The organism is Rhodobacter capsulatus (genome assembly GCF_052363185.1).
GTDB lineage: Bacteria > Pseudomonadota > Alphaproteobacteria > Rhodobacterales > Rhodobacteraceae > Rhodobacter > Rhodobacter capsulatus_E.
Genome location: NZ_CP198955.1, coordinates 672,942 through 688,969, shown reverse-complemented (window position 1 = coordinate 688,969; position 16,028 = coordinate 672,942). Strand labels below are relative to the sequence as shown.

The window sequence follows — 16,028 nt, the reverse complement described above, 5'->3', positions numbered from 1 at the left end:
TCGGCTTCGACGTCCTTCAGGTTACGGAACCCATCCGATCAAGCCAAACCTCGATCGACAGCGCACAAACGGATTGCATCGCCGGGATCTTCTTCAAGTCCCGCCCCGCCTCCATCGCCGCCGCGACGGCAACGAAGGCCTCGGCGTCATCCGCCCCGGCCGCGCGCAACAGATGCGCGTTGCGCGCGATGATCCGCGCCCAGTGGTCCCGCCGCGCCTCGAGCACCTTTCCCATCGCGCGGTTCAGCCCGGCGCGGGATTTGGCACCGGCGAGAGCGGCGGCCGTCTCGTCGCCATCCTCGAACCAACTGGCCAGCATCGGATAGTCTTCGTCCCAGAATTCGCTCGAGGTGATCAGCCGGCCGCGCGCCTGCACCGAAAGCCCCGCGACATGGCCCTCGGGATCGGCGAGTTCAAGGATCGACACGACGCTGGCGGGGATCGGCCGCAGCCCTGACAGGCCGCAGACCTGCACCACCTCGACAAGCCCCGGCACCGGGGACAAACCGCGCTCGAGCCCCTCGGAGATCGCCAGACCAATCGCCTCGGCCAAGTAAGCGCGCGCCACCTCGCGGGCTTCGATCTCATGGGTGATCCGGTCAAGGAGGCCGCGCTGCTCGGTGGCGCTGTCGCAGCGCACCACATAGGCATCTTTGACGCCGAACCCCTGCTTGAGCAGCGCCACGGCCACAAGGCGCGCGCCGCCGACCTGCACCGCCGCCGCGAGGCTTTGCGCCCCCGACCCATCGACGAAGCTCGCGACGATCCGGTGCAGCTTCGGCTCCGGGTCCGGCTTCGGTGTCGATGCGCCGATCTCCTTGCGCATCGCCGCGCGGATCAGATCGTCGAGCCCGTCGCGCAGGGCGGCATCGGCAAGCCAGCTGCGCAAAAGGGTCAAACGTGCCAAGGCCGCACCCGAAAGCCGCCCCGCCGCCAACCGGTCCGAAAGCCCCGCCAGCGCCCCTCGGCGCAATGCTTCCCCTGCATCGAGCAGCCAGGCACAGCCCAGGTCGGCGAAAACCTCGGGCGGCCGGCCCACGGCAATCCGCACCAGCATCTCGCGCGCCTCGACAGGCACCGTGGGCAACATCTCGGCGAACATCGCATGCATCGCCGAAACCGAGCCGCCGCTTTCCGAGATCACGCTGCCCAGAAGGCCTTCCAGAATGGCCTCGATATCGCCAGGATCGCCCGCAAGGGTCACATCGGCGTCACCCCCCTTGCCCCACGCCAGACAGTCGGGCGGCGCAAGCCCGGCACGCACCCAGGTGCCTGACAAAACGAGGCTGCCGGTCAGGCCCGGAGCTTTCGTGAAAATCTTCTCGAGCTGCGCTTCGAGCCCTGCGATGAAGTCGGCCCCCCTGCCCTGCCCATTCTCGCGCGCCATCCGGGCATCATCAAGCGCCGCGGCAAGCAGGCGGCTCATGTGCTCAGCCTCGGTCCCGGCGATTTCGACCCGCACAAGCGCCTCAAGCAGAGCCGCGGCGTCCTTCGGTGCCGCGAACAACTTGCGCCCGAAACGCGCAATGTGTTCGCCCTGCACGGAGGCATCGCGGGCCGCGGCAATGACGGCGAGCATGTTCGTGACGGTTTCAGAGCGCATCGGAGATCCCGGGTTGGAAGACGCTGAGCGAGACCCTGCTATGGCAGGAGATCAAGCGCAAGCCGTTGGCTCGAGGCCGCGAACATCTGCGCACCAAGCTCGCCAGCGGCCAGCGGGCCGACGACAGAGCGCCGCGCACAGAAACGGTCACTTATTCCTCGAAGCAAGACGCGTCTGCGCCCCATTCCGGACCCTTGTGGGAGGCGCATCGCGGATCCTAGGCCCCGATGATCAGATCGTCGAAGCCGTCCCCGTTCACGTCCCCCGCTGAGGCAACAGACCATCCGGAATAGTCGCCCGCCGTCTCACCGATGATCTGAAAGCCGTTGCTTCCGTTCAGGCCGGAAAGGTCCAAGTTCGCGGCAAAGCCACTGGCCATGCCGAAAACTACATAGGATGCGCCGGAGTTGGTGCCGTTTGGACCGGCCCAAGGAGCTCCTATGATCAGATCGTCGAACCCATCGCCGTTCACGTCCCCCGCCGAGGCGACAGAAAGGCCGGAATGGTCGCGCTCCGTCGCGCCGTTGATCTGAAAGCCGGTGCTGCCGTTCAGGTTGGAAAGGTCCAAGTTTGCGGGAAAGCCACCGGCCATGCCGAACACCACATAGGATGCGCCGGCGGAGTAGTAACCGTTCGGACTGGCCCAAGGAGCCCCAATGATCAGATCGTCGAACCCATCGCCGTTCACGTCCCCCGCTAAGGCAAGAGAACGGCCGAACTGGTCATGCCTCGCTTCACCGTTGATCTGAAAGCCGGTGCTGCCGTTTAGGTTGGAAAGGTCCAAGTTCGCGAAAAAGCCGCTGGCCCTGCCGAACACCACATAGGATGCGCCGGAGTTGGTGCCGTTCAGATCGACCCCACGAGCCCCGATGAGCAGATCTTCGAAGCCGTCCCCATTCACGTCCCCCGCCGAGGCGACTGAGCAGCCGGCCCAATCCCGCGCCGTCTCGCCGTTGATCTGAAAGCCGTTGCTGCCATTAAGGTCGGAGAGGTCCAAGTTCGCGGAAAAGCCACCGGCCCTGCCGAACACCACATAAGATGCGCCGGCGGAGTAGGAGCCGTTCGGACTAGCGTCATATGCCCCGATGATCAGGTCGTCGAACCCGTCCCCGTTCACGTCCCCTGCCGAGGCGACAGGAAAGCCGGAAAAGTCGCCCGCCGCCTCCCCGTTGATCTGAAAGCCGTTGCTGCCGTTCAGGTTGGACAGTTCGAAGTCCGCCATAACTTCTCCTAACACCTGATCAAAAAGAAAATTGGCGTGTCTTGCCGATCGGAAATTTGATCGATAAAGGTCGCACCGTTCGCCGATTTATTTCATGGTACGATCCCCCCCCGGACAGCGGTTTGTCAACCGAGTCGGCAAAAGACGGCGGAGGATTGGTTTGTGTCGTCCCTCCGACTAAAACCGTTTACGCTACGCGGTTATATGCGCTATTCACGAACAGCAGCTTGTTCTTTTGGAATTGCGCCTATGGTTGACCCCAAACCCTTGGCTTTTGCGCTGACGACCTCACGCGGGTTCGGCTCTTGGTTGTTCAGCGTTGGTGCGTCGCTAGCCTTTACTACCTATCAGGCGGGCAAGATCATCTTCCTCGGCCTCAAACCCGATGGCAGCCTGTCCATCTTTGAACGCAGTTTTCAGAGAGCTATGGGTCTTGGCGCATCGGAAGATGGCCAGACGCTGTTATTGGCCACCCAGATGCAACTGTTCCGCTTTGATAACGTTCTAGGAAAGGACGAACGGCAAGACGCTTACGATGCGGTTTATGCGCCGCATGCTTGCTGGATCACCGGAGATCTGGATATCCATGATATCGGCATGGATGGCAAGGGGCGGCCGGTGTTCGCCAACACCCTGTTCAATTGCCTGTCAGCAGCGTCTGACGGCCACAGTTTTCGTCCGATCTGGCGTCCGCCGTTCATTAGCCGCCTTGCGGCCGAAGATCGTTGTCATCTGAACGGCTTGGCTATGGAAGGCGGACAACCACGTTATGTGACCTGCGCGTCGCAGTCTGACGTTGTGGATGGCTGGCGTGACCGAAGGGCCGCAGGTGGAATGGTGGTTGACGTCCAAAGCGGAGCAACCGTAGCGCAGGGTCTGTCGATGCCGCATTCACCTCGGCTTTACCGGGCGCGATTGTGGCTATTGAACTCCGGGAGCGGCGAGTTTGGTTGGGTAGATGTTGGGACTGGCAGATTCCATCCCGTCTGTTTTTGCCCTGGTTTTGCTCGCGGGTTGGCGTTTGTCGGGAAATATGCTGTTATCGGGTTGTCGCTGCCGCGAGAAAACCGGACGTTTCAGGGCTTGAAGCTTGATCAGACGCTGACCGTGAAGGATTGTGCCGGACGATGTGGCTTGTTGGTGGTCGATATCGAAAGTGGCGATGCCATTGAATGGGTACGGATCGAAGGCGTTGTGCGGGAGTTGTTCGATGTTGCCGTGTTGCCTGGGGTGAGTTGCCCTTCTGCAATCGGTATGCGTGGGAACGAAGTGCTGCGTGTGTTGTCAATCGAAGACACATTGGATTGATTTTAAGTGCATTTTTCTTGGGCGCATTCGAGGCAGCGTCTGCGTGATCGCCGCGGTCAAACTCCCTTGGGACAGTTGGAGACAGAATGTTACCTCGATAACTATATTAAATCTGTCGCCCACCTTGCCGGTTAGCCGTATGCGCCGTCTCTGACCCATTGAAATCGTCGGTTCCAGCCGGTCGCGTGAACGGCGATTTTCCTTCTGAAGTTTCAGAAGGAGGCCGTGATGGCGGATGGAGGCGAAGGTTTTGGTGGCCGGATCGATGTGATTTCGCGGACACGGGGTTATCGGCGTTGGCCGGATGAAGTTAAGGCGCGGATCGTGGCGGAGAGTTTTCAGCTCGGCGCACGGGTCGGCGATGTCGCGCGTCGTCATGGGGTTCTGCCGCACCAGCTGTCGGATTGGCGCCGTCAGGCGCGGGCGGGGCGTCTGGCCTTGCCGGAGGAGGCGGTGGCGGACTTCGCCGCTGCTTTCGTGCCGCTGTCGGTGGAACCGGCGGTTGACGGCGACGCGGCGGCCGCGACCGACGGCGTGAGCATCGAGATCGGCAAGGGCGTCGTGTTGCGGGTTCCCGACGGCATTCCGGGCGCCCGGGTGGCCGAACTGGTCAAAGCCCTGCGGGATCTGGCATGATCGTCGCGGGCCAGCGTCTGCCTGTCCTGATCGCGACGAAGCCTGTGGACTTCCGCTGCGGGCATCAGGCGCTCGCGCTGATGGTGCAGAGCGAGCTGAAGCTCGACCCGCATTCCGGGGTGACGGTGGTGTTCCGTTCGAAGCGCGGCGACCGGCTGAAGATCCTGGTGTGGGACGGAACCGGGATGGTGCTGGTCTACAAGGTTTTGGAACAGGGCAGCTTCGCCTGGCCGAAGGTGCAGGACGGGGTGATGCGACTTTCGCGGGCGCAGTTCGAGGCCTTGTTCGAGGGCCTCGACTGGCGCCGGGTTCTGGCACAGCGGGTGCAGGCGCCGACTGCGGCGGGATGACTCGGCGGGCAGATTTTGGGCTTGTTTTATTGGGCTTTCCCTCCCGGATCGGGTAGAAAGGCGCATGTCGCAGCCTTTCGATCTCAGCCAGTTTCCGGACCTGCCGCCCGAGGTGGTGCAGGCCTTTGCGGCCCAACAGGCGGCGTTGGAAGCGGCCCGGTTCGAAGCCTCGGTGGAGCGCGCCGCACGGGAGCATGAGCAGTCGGTTGGGGCCGAGAAGGACGCCTTCATCGCCGAGCTGAAGGCGCTGCTCGCCAAGCTGGAAGGTCAGGTTCAGGATTACCGGCGCACGAAGTTCGGGCCGAAGTCGGAAAAGCTCGATCCGGCGCAGCTGGAATTGGCGCTGGAAGATCTGGAAACGGCGATTGCCGAAACGCAGGCCCATATTGCCGCCGTCGAAGACCGGATCGCCGCCAACGAACCGGATCCCGAGAAACAAACGCCGCGCCCCCCGCGCAAGGCCCGGGCTCTGCCCGAGAGCCTGCCGCGGGTCGAGCGGGTGATCGAGCCCGAAAGCATCATCTGTCCCTGCGGCTGTGGCGACATGGTCCGGATCGGCGAAGACAAGACCGAGCGGCTCGATTACATCCCGGCGCGCTATCAGGTGATCGCCACGATCCGCCCCCGATATGCCTGCCCGAAGGGCCGCACAGGTGTGGTGCAAGCCAAAGCTCCCGCGCATCTGCTCGAGGGGAGTTGGCCGACCGAGGCGCTGCTGGCGCAAATCGCCGTCTCCAAACATTCCGAGCACATGCCGCTGAACCGCCAGGCGGTGGTGATGGCGCGGCATGGCGTGCCGATCGACCGCTCGGTTCTGGCCGACTGGATGGGCCGCACCGGCGCGCTGATCGCCCCCGTGGTCGAGCACATGGCCAAGCGCCTGATTGCGGAAAGCACCCGTCTTTACGTTGATGAAACGACGGCCCCGGTGCTGGATCCGGGGAAAGGCAAAACCAAGACCGGCTATCTCTGGGCGGTGCTGCGCGATGATCGCGGCTGGGACGGGACGGCGCCTCCGGGGGTGGTGTTCCACTATCGCCCCGGCCGGAAGGGCACATATGCCGACGAAATCCTCGCGGGCTTCGAGGGCACGATCCAGGTCGATGCCTATGGCGCCTATACCCATCTGGCCACGCCGAAACGCGCGGGCGGCAAGCCTTTGCAGCTGGCGTTCTGCTGGGCGCACGGCCGACGCCAGTTGATCAAGGCCAAGCCAAAGACAGGCTCGCCCATCGTCGACGAGGCGCTTTTGCGCATCGCCGCGCTTTACAAGATCGAGGATGCCATCCGCGGCGCCGCGCCCGACCGACGCCGGGCGATGCGGCAGGACCTCTCCCGCCCGTTGGTGGACGCGTTCTTCCTCTGGCTCGCGGCCCAGGCCAAGCGGGTCTCGAGCAAAACCGACCTCGGCAAGGCGATGATCTACATGCTCAAGCGCGAGGATGGTTTCCGGCGTTTCCTCGACGATGGCCGGGTCGACATGGACTCGAACCTGGTCGAGAACGCCATCCGCAGCCCGGCGATGAACCGCCGCAATGCGCTCTTCGCCGGTCACGACGAGGGCGGCCGCAACTGGGCCCGCTTCGCCAGCCTGATCGGCACCTGCAAGATGAACGGTGTCGAGCCTTACGCCTATCTGCGCGATCTCTTCACCCGCCTCGCCAATGGCCACCTGGCCAGCAACATCGACGCGCTGATGCCATGGGCCTATGCCCGGGGGGGCGGAAAATGAGGCCCCCTCAGATCTCGTGAAATGAACTCATCAGGGGATTCCCCAGTGAGATCATTTGAGGGCGATACAAAGCCGCAACGCGCACCCGTCCGCTCGCTCCTCCGACACCCGCAAGAAAAATATCAATGGGCCGTGGCCGCCGCATACGGTTAGCCTCACTGGCCGAGAGCTAACGATGGCGCTCGCCGATGCCAGCAAAGGCAAAGCCGTGTCCGCGCAAGACTTTACTCCGAACCCCGCACGAAGGTCGACTCAGGGCTGGCTTGCACCTTCGCTGCGCCGTGCCCGAACGGCCGCTTCCAGAAAAAGCGCGTCGAGCCGCGACCGGCGGCTTTGGGCCGACGTTACTCTGTCAGATCATCCAGACTCACGCCAAGCGCATCGGCCAAGGCGCGCAATGTTGCGACCGAGCCCTGCTTTCGGCCGGTCTCGATCTCGGCCACGGTGACCCGCTTCACGCCCGATTTTTCGGCCAGCGCAGCCTGGGTCAGCCCGCGCAGATCACGGTAGACGCGCAGGGCGCTTTCGCCATTCAGAAGGCGGTTCGCATACTCTGCCGGGATCAATTCGTCCTCTCCCGCCGCGAGCCGCGCCCTGGCGCGGTCATAGCTTTGCAGGTCGGCCAGATCCTCCGCGGCAGCCCGCAGGCGGTCATATTCTTCGCGCGGGATCGTCACCATCTCGTTCATGTCAAACCCTTTCAGTCGTAGGCCAGAGATATTCGCTGCCGATCATCTCGGGATCCTTGATCCACCGCTCAGCCGCGCGCGCGCCTCCTCGACTGCGGCAAGACGTGTTTCCGCCTCGATCCGCGCGGTCTCGGCGGCAGCCCGCGCGGCTTCGGCCTCGGCCAGACGCCGTTCAAGATCTGCCACCCGGGCCGTGCTGGTGCTGCGTGATGCCATGGCCCGAGACTACCCCACAACACCCCGCAAGGACGCCATAAAACACGGCCCGAGTCACCCTGTCGCGGCTCACCCTGCCAGCCGCGGCCTCTGCCTGCGCTCGGCCCGGACAGCCCGCCAATCGACGCCCTCGAACAGAGCGGCGAATTGCGCCGGGGACAGCCTAATGACCCCATCCGCCGGCTTCGGCCAGGCAAAGGCACCGCCCTCGAGCTTCTTGTAGATCAGGATCAGACCGGTCTGGTCCCAGACCAGGCACTTCAGCTGATCGCCGCGCTTCGAGCGGAACAGATACACCGCGCCATTGTAGGGATCGTGGCCGAGCACGTTCTGCACGACCAGCGCGAGCCCCGCGTGACCTTTGCGGAAGTCCACCGGCCGCGTCGCCAGATAGGCGCGAGTGATCCCGCCCGGCAGGATCACGACGATGTCTCCCGCAATGCCGCAACCACCCGCCCAAGATGCGCCGCGTCGAAGCCGGTCGGCACGAGGATCCGCACCCCGACAATCTCCAGCTGAAGGCTCGTCTCGGGTTGATCGCCCGGCCCGGCGCCCCCGCTCACCACGATCGGCACGAGCCCGAGGGCATCATCTTCCGGCATCGGCAAAAGCCCCTCGCGCGCGGCCCGGCGCCAGGCATGCAGTTGCGGCGCCGAAACCCCATGACGCCGGGCCACATCGGCCACCGTCACCCCGTCCCGAAACGTCTCGAGCACCATTGCCGCCTTCACATGCTCGGGCCAGCGACGGCGACCGGTCGGCCCCGTCACGATGTCGATACGACCAGCGTATCCAGGATCATCACTGTGAGAACTTACGTAAGTTTGTATGTCGCTATCCATCGACGCCTCCGTTGTTACGGGCGTCATCTCGGATGACATCGCCCCTCAAACAACGAGGGCGATGGCCGGGCGCTTACGCTCTATCGCGTGCTTCTTGATGACATCCTCGCCCGTGCCCGATCGAAAGCCTATCCGCATGGCGCGAAATACCTGCAGATCCTTGACCGCCTTGGTCCGGCCAGCGATGCCGACCCCGCGCGGCCGCAGGATATGGAGGTGCATGCGACTTACCGCGCGGGGCTGAAGGCAAACCATGACCGGAAATCCGGGTTCTGGGGCTTGGTCGAGGGACGCGTCACCCGCGAACCAGAGGTGACATTCGCCGGCCGCCGCCCGTTGTGGCGCGAGAGTTGAGGGGGCGGCGAGGTCAAGCCAGGCAGGCCAATTGGAGAAAACGGCCACTCGCAACGTGCGCAGGGAGCAGACGCCGCAGTCGGGCCGTCGCGCCTTGGCGTGAGTTTTTGGAAGCGGCCGTTCGGGAACGGCGTAGCTACGGAGTACCGATACGTGCAGTTGAGGCCTATTGGATGTTCAATTTTCTGCAAAATGCCTTGACGCATTCCGCCGCCACCCAAGGATCTTTCTTAACCAAAGCTTGGTTCAGCGTGACGCGCGCTGCGAACTCGCGACTCCCAGTGAATGCGAATGAGGTTCGCGAAGGATCAGCCTTCTGAAAAAACTCCGGAAAGCTGGATTTAAGTTGATTCAAAATTTTGTCTGCTCGCCCATTGTCAACATTCCCCGGCTTAAGGTAGTTGAAGTTAATATCGAACGCGGCATCGAGAAAGTCATGAGCGAAAGTGACTGTAAGGCCGCTTGAGGTGTTGAAGGTGAAAAGCTTTCTCCTACTGTCCACCTGATAATTGGAAGGGGTCGATAGGGAGCAAACCATTTCCGCCAAGAAATCCATAGAGCAACTGCCTGTATCGCCGCTTAACCAATTCATAGCATCTTCCAACCGATCATGCATCTCAGACACAGAGATCCGGGTCGCAACATTCTCCCGCATTGAATCAACTACAATCGCGGATAAAAAGATGGATAACTCTGGATTGTCGCGAAATCGCCTCGTGGTATGGTCTAGAACTTTCTTCTCCCAATGCAAATCCTTCTCGAATCCCAACTCTGGATTGGTTCTCGTGATGCAAAAGTATAGTGTTGCCCCAAGGCCAAAACTATCAATTAGCGTAGTTCGACGTTGAGCACTGTTGCCACCCTTTATCTGCTCGGGCGCTTGGAATCCTAGAGAATCACGATCGCTGCGAATGAAATCCTCACCGAGAGCGCCAACATGCCACGCGAGATCGAAGTCGATTACTTTGACTCCTTTAAATGTTCCATCGCCCCAATCAAATGCCTCCAAAAGGATATTGCTCGGCCTAATGTCCCGATGAAGAACGATCTCCGGAAGAAGATGTGCCTTTAGAACCGTCTCCGATGCCGATCGAATGACATGAAGACAGTCTCTTGCAGAAAAATTCGCGGACGATACAGCGTCTTCTAGCGAAGCACAGTTGATGTAATCCATAACAATCGTCGGTGGCAGCTCATAGGCATCTCTGACATTCACTGTTCCATCGACGCCTCGCTCAGCGAGAATTTTTAGTGCCTTGATGCCCCGCCTGAAAGCTGACAAATAGAGCTCATCAGAATATCGACGTTGATCAAGTATTTTGACCGCAACTGGATGACCAGAAGAATCCAAAGCCGGAACAATTCTACCCATCGTCTTTCCGCCAAGGGCCTGCCCAGTAATTTTGTATCCGAACCATTTCTCACCCCCAACGCCGGATGGCATCATGTAGCACGAATGGATTGCCCGAGCGTACTCTTTGCATATGCTCGAGTATTTGTCATATGAGATCTCACCTGACACTGTATGCTCTTTAATAATGGAGTTCAGTGTAAGCCTTATCTCATCGATATCGTCCAGCTTGAATAAATCTGCGGGTGAAATTTTTCCCGTGATCCGATCCGAGCCTAAAAAGCCAGTAACGGGAGCTGTGATCGGCACATCAACCGAAATGTGCGACTTAACGGCTTCAAATATCGCAGAGAGACATAACTCGTGACCCAATGCGGAAGGGTAGAGGATTTGTTGAATCCCATTTTCCTCAGCCCAATCTCGCTTTTCGATATGGGCCGTTGTAGTTATCCAAAAGTGCGACTGAGGCCGGAGACCCTTTTCGTTTAATTTCGCCAAACGAAGTGATGCGCCAACATCGTCAGCAGTAATGCCAATAAAAATTACGGTGTCACGCAGGAATACGGAAGATAGGAACTCATCATGGAGCGGCGACAGGCACAGTTCTTCAAAATCTTCCTCAGTGAAAACCCAGCTCTTCTCGGAAGTTATTGAGCCATGCGGTTGGTAAAGGAAGGGCTTAGATCGAGTTAACTCCTGCAGGCGTTCACGACCATCCTTGCCATACACGGGATGGGCAGGATCATGCAATGACGAACGGATTGAACCGCTCAGGAAATTATCGATGTTGAGCGAGACGAATCCAGAGATATCCATTCTGCACATAAGTTCATATGCCCTCGGGATCGGCTTGCCGTCTGTAGACAAAAGCATCTTGACGGATGCCGGAAATGACGTGTCGCCAAGAATTTCTTTAATTAGGCTGAACTTTCTCCATAGGTTGCTTTCTGCGATCATCTTCGCGTAAAGAGGGCCAAGATTTGCCTGACTAATCTTATTAATCTCTACCAGTTTTCGACATTCTTCTGTTAGTATTTCTGCCAGCGATTTCCAGTCTGGGAGACCTGCCGGACGGCTGAGACCCGATCCGACAAAGAACACTATGCCCCTGCCGGTTTTTTTCTCGGCATATGCCGTCTTGAGGCGCTGTAAGGTCGGCTGAGACAACACATCATCGAGATTATTCATGGCATGCTCCCTACTCTTCACATTCGCTGCTAGATCAGCAGACCAAGGTGGCACGTTCAAGCTTGTTCTGTGCTTGGAGAGCCCCTTTCTTCAGATTCCACTTAACTTCGGACTTCTTGTCACCGTGGAGGCCCGGAACTCCATCCGGCCGCGCTGAGATGGCTGGCGTGAGGACTGCCTTCTAAGCTGGGTGAGCTACCCATGCGTTAAAGTCTAGAATCCGAAAGCTGCGCAATGCGCCGCCCTATGAGGGAGTTGCGAATGGCTGCTTTCGCGGAGTGCCGCAGTTTTGATGCCCCAGCCTTAAGGGCCGCTCCCCGCCCGTCACGTCGGCGCCTTGCGTCACGGAGCGCAATACACGAATGGCAGAAAGGGGCATGAGCCCCTCGCTGCGGCGCGCTCGAAACGTATCTTTTGAGGGCGAGTCAGGGTTTTTGACGAGCGGATAATGGGGTGGATTCGTAGATTAAACCTTCGTCGTCACAGCAGCTGAGATAAGGGCCCCGTTGAGCCGAGGCACCCGCTCTACGGTTATGGGCAAACGCATCGGCCGCAACCGTCTTTCAAAAGGCTAAATCGTCAGAAATGCCGGTACACGGTCATTGCCCATCCGCCTCAAGGTACTTTGCAACAATTCGTCGGATTAGCTCCTGCCTCGTTGGTAGCCCATCTTCCCGCTTACGCAGCTCATCAAGCTGCGCAAGCATATCGAGCGGCAGGCGCAGCATTATGTTCTCACCATCGACCTTCGGCCGACCAGTTCGAGCCATTACGATTCTCCTCTTGACAAGGATTGTATATTTATATATTTAAGTCGGGCAGGCAAGAGCTGGAACCTCTCGCCCGCCCACCACAACTGATCTTACGAGGAGATCACTCATGGCTACCCATTGCACTACCACGGCGCGCGCCGTGATGAAACCCGCAGCTGATCCGTCGCCGATCGCGCGGATGTTCCCCCGCTTCATCGTCTCCCTCGCGGCTTACATCGAGGCGGAGCGCGACGCCGAAAGCGATTGGGCCACTGACCCCGCCTGCCTGGAATGGCTGCGAGATGCAGAACGGGCGCGCAGCACCGTTCTGTGCCAGATCCAGAGTATCACGGATCAGACCCTGCGTGACCACGGGGATTTTGCGCTCAAGGCGATGGTCATGCTGGCGGGCATCCTGATCCGGGCCTCGTCCACCGCGGAATTTTTGCAGGCGTACGCACTGCTTGGCTCTCATCCCGGCGCGTTTGCGGCGCCGACGGGCAGTTCGGCACGGGTGCAACAGATGCTGCAAACCGCCCGCGAGAGGCTCACCGATCTGGCAACGCTTTCCGCTTGCGTCGATCCCTATGAAGCTGAGTTCGAGGCGGAGATCGCTACGGCGAACTGAGCGCCAACCCTGAACACATCTCTTCCCGTCTTCGGTTTTCCCGCCGTCGCCCTGACGTGATGGCGCAGCGCGCGACCTGCGCGGCCGACAGCGCATGTTTCACCGGCCTTTGGCCGGGGCCCATCCCATATTGCTGAGGTGACCCATGTCCCAGCTTGTCCTTCCCGGGCTTCTGCCCCCCGTCGAACCGCCGCCGCTGCGCACCGTCAGCGCGCCGACGGAGATGATCCATTATCCCGACATTCCGGGAACGATCCGCGCTACCCACGCCAAAAGGATTGGCGCCGCCGGGGAGCGGCTCACCGACTCCCTCCTGCTCCGCTGGGGATTTCATCCGCTCGAGGCGCCCGAGTCCGAGCCATATGATCGCCTGCTGTTCGTGGGGGATGACCCGATCAAGGTTCAGGTCAAGACCGTCACGCACCCGCGCGGCGGCTACTTCACCTTCTCCCTGGAACAGGGCTATCGGCGCAGCCCGGGAGGCCGACACAAGTATCGGCACGGGGCCTATGACATCGCGGCCTTGGTCGTCCTGGCGGAGAACGTGATCTTTTTCAGCGCCGACCTCCGCCGTGTCCAGCGCGTGGCAACCACAGAGATCGCTTATCTCCGGCGAAAACCGCAGGCCAGTTTTCTCGACGCGATAGCGGCCCATCGGGAACGCCGCACCCTCGGCGCCTGACTTCCCGCCCCCAGTTCGCACAGCCATTCCCCGACCACCGCGGTCGGGGCCTGTTTCCACATGCCTTGAGGTTCGCCATGACCACCCACCAGAACCAAGCAATCCCGCCCGTCGCCGCTGACAAGATTACGGAATTTTTGACCGCTTATCTGTCTCTGGATTATCCGTCGGAGGACGATCTGCCCGAGTTTCAGCCCGCCGAGAGCGATTATTCGGATTTTCCGGGCTCGCAAGGGCTGACAAATCCGGATATCTCGCCCGATCCGTTGCTCGAGCTGATGCGCCAGGGCATTGCCGAAGCGGAAGCCGAGATTGCCCGCCGAGAGGCGGCAGAAGCTGGGACGCGACGGCGCCGCCCGAGCCGATCGGAGGCGGTCACACTCCTGTCTCTCACCGCGTTCGCCACCGCCCTGCCCGCGAATGCGGCGCTGGAGCGCCTCTATTGGCCGGGCACCGTGACCGTTCTGCAGACGCCGCCCGGTTATGAAACCGCCGTTGAGCAGGCCCTGTCAAAGCCGGTGTTGCGTCATTTGCGTTCCTTGACTGCTGTCCGCCCCGATCGGGTCGATCCGAAATTGCGGGTTTTCACGTCAGGGGCCAGCGCCTCCAGAGATCGCACGGCGGATCAGCGCAATTTCCGCGCGAAGCTGGAGCCGACTCTTGAGAAAGGCGCGTCGATCCTGCTCGTGACCGCAGACCGTGACGTGATCGACAGCGAGCTTGCCGAGGTGACGGTGCTGACTCTGGTGTTGCCGCGCCCCACGTCCGAGGCCGTGCTTGCCGTGTTGCGACTGACGCACCCCGAGGATTTTGACGCAGCCGACATCGCCCCACTGCTGCCGTCGCCCGCCGATCTGGCGCGACTCGCCACCCGGTCGATCGGCGCGGCGTTCCATGCCGACACCGCCGCCGAAGTCGCGCGTCGTCTGACGGATCTCGCGCGATCGTCCGCCGCGGCGACTGGCGTCACCCTCGATGAAGTGTACGGGCAGCCCGAGGCCGTGCGAACCCTGCGCCTGCTGGCAACTGATCTTTCGCGCTGGGAGCGGGGCAGTCTCGATTGGTCACAGGTGACGGCCTCGGCATTGCTGTTCGGGCCTCCGGGCACCGGCAAATCGATGATGGCACAAGCACTTGCGGGCACGGCGGGCATCCCGCTGATCAGCACGTCGTATGCCGATTGCCAGCGCCACGGCCATCAGGGAGATATGCTCGCGGCACTGAGCGCGAAGGTCAGTGAGGCGATCCCCACAATTGTTTCCGCGCGTGCGCGCGCGCGTCGAGGCTGCGGAGGTACGGGCCCTTGAGACGCTGCGGCCCCATGTCGGAGCGGTTCGGGCTCTTGCCGCACGCCTCGTCGTGGAGCGGGAGTTGACGGGCGAAGAGCTTCGGCAGGCCCTGTTGTTGCCGACGGCCCCACAAAAAGGCGCGACGATCGCCTCCACTTGCGAGGAGGCCGCATCATGCCCATAACCGATCTGATCGCCGCGCTCGACGGGGCGTTGCGCGATGTCAGCCTCGGTATCGACCCCGAACAGCTTTACAGGTTACCGATCCTGGAGGACTGGATCTGCTTGAGAGATGGCCAGGTTCCCCGGGTCTGGGGCCGCTCGAACGAGACCGCGCCGACTGGCTTTCTGACCGGCGCGGTGGTCCATATCGCTTGGGATTCGAGCACAATTCGAGCGGTAGAGGGCTGGTATCGGCTCGGAAGGCAGGACGACGGCCCCATCCGGCCAACTCCACCCTCTGCGCCACGCGCAATCCTCTCCGGGCCGACGTTTCGCGATAGCGTACGGGCGTTTGCGCAAAAGGTCGAATTGCTCATACACGGCCCAGACTGACGTCGGGACACAGGCCCTGCTTCCCTTTTCCTCTTTTCATCTCCTTTTCGAGGTGTGCCGCGATGCCCCTTCTTTCCTCTTCCCTTTCTCTTCTTCCTTCGCACCCCGCTTTCGTTCCTTTCTCCTCTTTTCTTTTTCCTGAGCGATTTGCGCCTCGCCTGCGGCGGCTGTGTTTTCCGGCTTATTTCTTTTCTCTTTCTCTATCGGCGCTTTATCGGCCGCATCTGCCACAAGGCGGGCAGATTTTCGGTTCTGGTCGTCGCCCGTCGTCTGGGCCGAGACATTTGGCAAAGACGTTTCGTTCCCGCGTCAGTTTCACGATCACCCACAACACTTTGCCGAAGCGCGCGGGAATGACACCATTCTTTGCCTCTGTTTTTGCCATGTCTGACAGCGATGTTGCTCTCAAGCCCGCTGCATTGGCGGAACCGAGATCAACCATCATTGACGCATCGGGCGTTGGCCCGGTGCGGGGAGCACCTCGCGATGTCGCGGGCACGGATCAGTTTGGCGAAGAGCGGCGATGCCGGTCCTCCGGCGGGGGGCGCCACGCGACATGCCGTCGTGAAGCAGGCGCCCCCTGCCCCCGCGCTGCTCGCGCTGGCGCGGCTTTTGGCGAGACAAGCTGCGC

The 16,028-nt window shown here is 61.1% G+C and carries 17 protein-coding genes and 1 pseudogene; 9 read left to right on the top strand and 9 right to left on the bottom strand.

Annotated elements, in window-relative coordinates:
* Positions 1-16: 16 nt before the first annotated feature.
* Both ACTTAG_RS03470 and ACTTAG_RS03465 read right to left on the bottom strand, forming a co-directional pair.
* Entirely contained in the window at positions 17-1,603 is a 1,587-nt protein-coding gene (locus tag ACTTAG_RS03470; protein WP_444464194.1) for a hypothetical protein, read from the bottom strand.
* A 217-nt stretch (positions 1,604-1,820) separates the two neighbouring features.
* On the bottom strand, positions 1,821-2,825 hold the full coding sequence (locus tag ACTTAG_RS03465) for an integrin alpha (RefSeq protein ID WP_444464193.1): 1,005 nt from the start codon (positions 2,823-2,825) through the stop codon (positions 1,821-1,823).
* 249 nt (positions 2,826-3,074) lie between these two features.
* Between ACTTAG_RS03465 and ACTTAG_RS03460 the strand changes: the two genes are divergently transcribed.
* The 4 genes from ACTTAG_RS03460 (at position 3,075) to tnpC (ending at position 6,851) form a co-directional block, all read left to right on the top strand.
* A complete protein-coding gene (locus ACTTAG_RS03460; RefSeq protein ID WP_444464192.1) occupies positions 3,075-4,133 on the top strand; it encodes a TIGR03032 family protein in 1,059 nt (352 codons plus the stop codon).
* Positions 4,134-4,361: 228 nt separating this feature from the next.
* The gene (tnpA, locus tag ACTTAG_RS03455; protein WP_444462229.1) at positions 4,362-4,769 is read left to right on the top strand and encodes an IS66-like element accessory protein TnpA; all 408 of its coding nucleotides are present in this window, start codon (positions 4,362-4,364) and stop codon (positions 4,767-4,769) included.
* Positions 4,766-5,119, top strand: coding sequence for an IS66 family insertion sequence element accessory protein TnpB (tnpB, locus tag ACTTAG_RS03450; RefSeq protein ID WP_444462228.1), 354 nt, complete (start codon positions 4,766-4,768; stop codon positions 5,117-5,119). Before tnpA (ACTTAG_RS03455) ends, tnpB (ACTTAG_RS03450) begins: the two co-directional genes overlap by 4 nt.
* Positions 5,120-5,183: 64 nt before the next feature.
* Positions 5,184-6,851 carry an IS66 family transposase gene (gene tnpC / locus ACTTAG_RS03445; RefSeq protein ID WP_444464191.1) on the top strand — a complete coding sequence of 556 codons (1,668 nt, stop codon included), beginning with the start codon at positions 5,184-5,186 and terminating at the stop codon, positions 6,849-6,851.
* A 344-nt stretch (positions 6,852-7,195) separates the two neighbouring features.
* On the opposite strand, the gene ACTTAG_RS03440 is transcribed toward tnpC, so the two are convergent.
* The 4 genes from ACTTAG_RS03440 to tnpA (ACTTAG_RS03425) form a co-directional block, all read right to left on the bottom strand.
* Entirely contained in the window at positions 7,196-7,540 is a 345-nt protein-coding gene (locus ACTTAG_RS03440) for a helix-turn-helix transcriptional regulator (RefSeq protein WP_054303207.1), read from the bottom strand.
* Between the two features lie 42 nt (positions 7,541-7,582).
* Positions 7,583-7,756 carry a hypothetical protein gene (locus tag ACTTAG_RS03435; protein WP_444464190.1) on the bottom strand — a complete coding sequence of 58 codons (174 nt, stop codon included), beginning with the start codon at positions 7,754-7,756 and terminating at the stop codon, positions 7,583-7,585.
* 69 nt (positions 7,757-7,825) lie between these two features.
* The gene (gene tnpB, locus ACTTAG_RS03430; protein WP_444462574.1) at positions 7,826-8,179 is read right to left on the bottom strand and encodes an IS66 family insertion sequence element accessory protein TnpB; all 354 of its coding nucleotides are present in this window, start codon (positions 8,177-8,179) and stop codon (positions 7,826-7,828) included.
* The gene (gene tnpA, locus ACTTAG_RS03425; protein WP_023924132.1) at positions 8,176-8,598 is read right to left on the bottom strand and encodes an IS66-like element accessory protein TnpA; all 423 of its coding nucleotides are present in this window, start codon (positions 8,596-8,598) and stop codon (positions 8,176-8,178) included. Before tnpA (ACTTAG_RS03425) ends, tnpB (ACTTAG_RS03430) begins: the two co-directional genes overlap by 4 nt.
* 81 nt (positions 8,599-8,679) lie before the next feature.
* Between tnpA (ACTTAG_RS03425) and ACTTAG_RS03420 the strand changes: the two are divergent.
* Positions 8,680-8,952 (top strand): annotated as a pseudogene (locus ACTTAG_RS03420) (DUF6880 family protein); the annotation flags it as partial.
* Positions 8,953-9,118: 166 nt separating this feature from the next.
* Here ACTTAG_RS03420 and ACTTAG_RS03415 read toward each other — a convergent pair.
* On the bottom strand, positions 9,119-11,491 hold the full coding sequence (locus ACTTAG_RS03415; protein ID WP_444464189.1) for a protein kinase domain-containing protein: 2,373 nt from the start codon (positions 11,489-11,491) through the stop codon (positions 9,119-9,121).
* 599 nt (positions 11,492-12,090) lie between these two features.
* Entirely contained in the window at positions 12,091-12,219 is a 129-nt protein-coding gene (locus tag ACTTAG_RS03410; protein ID WP_444464188.1) for a ribbon-helix-helix protein, CopG family, read from the bottom strand.
* A gap of 151 nt (positions 12,220-12,370) precedes the next feature.
* On the opposite strand from ACTTAG_RS03410, the gene ACTTAG_RS03405 reads away from it, so the two are divergent.
* From ACTTAG_RS03405 to ACTTAG_RS03390, 4 genes are all read left to right on the top strand, one after another.
* On the top strand, positions 12,371-12,871 hold the full coding sequence (locus ACTTAG_RS03405; protein ID WP_444464187.1) for a hypothetical protein: 501 nt from the start codon (positions 12,371-12,373) through the stop codon (positions 12,869-12,871).
* Between the two features lie 145 nt (positions 12,872-13,016).
* On the top strand, positions 13,017-13,553 hold the full coding sequence (locus ACTTAG_RS03400; RefSeq protein ID WP_444464186.1) for a hypothetical protein: 537 nt from the start codon (positions 13,017-13,019) through the stop codon (positions 13,551-13,553).
* Between the two features lie 77 nt (positions 13,554-13,630).
* Entirely contained in the window at positions 13,631-14,860 is a 1,230-nt protein-coding gene (locus ACTTAG_RS03395) for an AAA family ATPase (RefSeq protein WP_444464185.1), read from the top strand.
* A gap of 156 nt (positions 14,861-15,016) precedes the next feature.
* Entirely contained in the window at positions 15,017-15,397 is a 381-nt protein-coding gene (locus tag ACTTAG_RS03390) for a hypothetical protein (RefSeq protein ID WP_023917277.1), read from the top strand.
* A gap of 36 nt (positions 15,398-15,433) precedes the next feature.
* On the opposite strand, the gene ACTTAG_RS03385 is transcribed toward ACTTAG_RS03390, so the two are convergent.
* Positions 15,434-15,688: a hypothetical protein gene (locus tag ACTTAG_RS03385; protein ID WP_444464184.1), complete on the bottom strand. Its 255-nt coding sequence runs from the start codon at positions 15,686-15,688 to the stop codon at positions 15,434-15,436.
* Positions 15,689-16,028 lie beyond the last annotated feature (340 nt).

Bases quoted from the DNA above. Each gene is read 5' to 3' on its own strand.
- ACTTAG_RS03470 (WP_444464194.1), bottom strand. From the start codon at position 1,603: ATGCGCTCTGAAACCGTCACGAACATGCTCGCCGTCATTGCCGCGGCC.
- ACTTAG_RS03465 (WP_444464193.1), bottom strand. From the start codon at position 2,825: ATGGCGGACTTCGAACTGTCCAACCTGAACGGCAGCAACGGCTTTCAG.
- ACTTAG_RS03460 (WP_444464192.1), top strand. From the start codon at position 3,075: ATGGTTGACCCCAAACCCTTGGCTTTTGCGCTGACGACCTCACGCGGG.
- tnpA (WP_444462229.1), top strand. From the start codon at position 4,362: ATGGCGGATGGAGGCGAAGGTTTTGGTGGCCGGATCGATGTGATTTCG.
- tnpB (WP_444462228.1), top strand. From the start codon at position 4,766: ATGATCGTCGCGGGCCAGCGTCTGCCTGTCCTGATCGCGACGAAGCCT.
- tnpC (WP_444464191.1), top strand. From the start codon at position 5,184: ATGTCGCAGCCTTTCGATCTCAGCCAGTTTCCGGACCTGCCGCCCGAG.
- ACTTAG_RS03440 (WP_054303207.1), bottom strand. From the start codon at position 7,540: ATGAACGAGATGGTGACGATCCCGCGCGAAGAATATGACCGCCTGCGG.
- ACTTAG_RS03435 (WP_444464190.1), bottom strand. From the start codon at position 7,756: ATGGCATCACGCAGCACCAGCACGGCCCGGGTGGCAGATCTTGAACGG.
- tnpA (WP_023924132.1), bottom strand. From the start codon at position 8,598: ATGGATAGCGACATACAAACTTACGTAAGTTCTCACAGTGATGATCCT.
- ACTTAG_RS03415 (WP_444464189.1), bottom strand. From the start codon at position 11,491: ATGAATAATCTCGATGATGTGTTGTCTCAGCCGACCTTACAGCGCCTC.
- ACTTAG_RS03410 (WP_444464188.1), bottom strand. From the start codon at position 12,219: ATGCTGCGCCTGCCGCTCGATATGCTTGCGCAGCTTGATGAGCTGCGT.
- ACTTAG_RS03405 (WP_444464187.1), top strand. From the start codon at position 12,371: ATGGCTACCCATTGCACTACCACGGCGCGCGCCGTGATGAAACCCGCA.
- ACTTAG_RS03400 (WP_444464186.1), top strand. From the start codon at position 13,017: ATGTCCCAGCTTGTCCTTCCCGGGCTTCTGCCCCCCGTCGAACCGCCG.
- ACTTAG_RS03395 (WP_444464185.1), top strand. From the start codon at position 13,631: ATGACCACCCACCAGAACCAAGCAATCCCGCCCGTCGCCGCTGACAAG.
- ACTTAG_RS03390 (WP_023917277.1), top strand. From the start codon at position 15,017: ATGCCCATAACCGATCTGATCGCCGCGCTCGACGGGGCGTTGCGCGAT.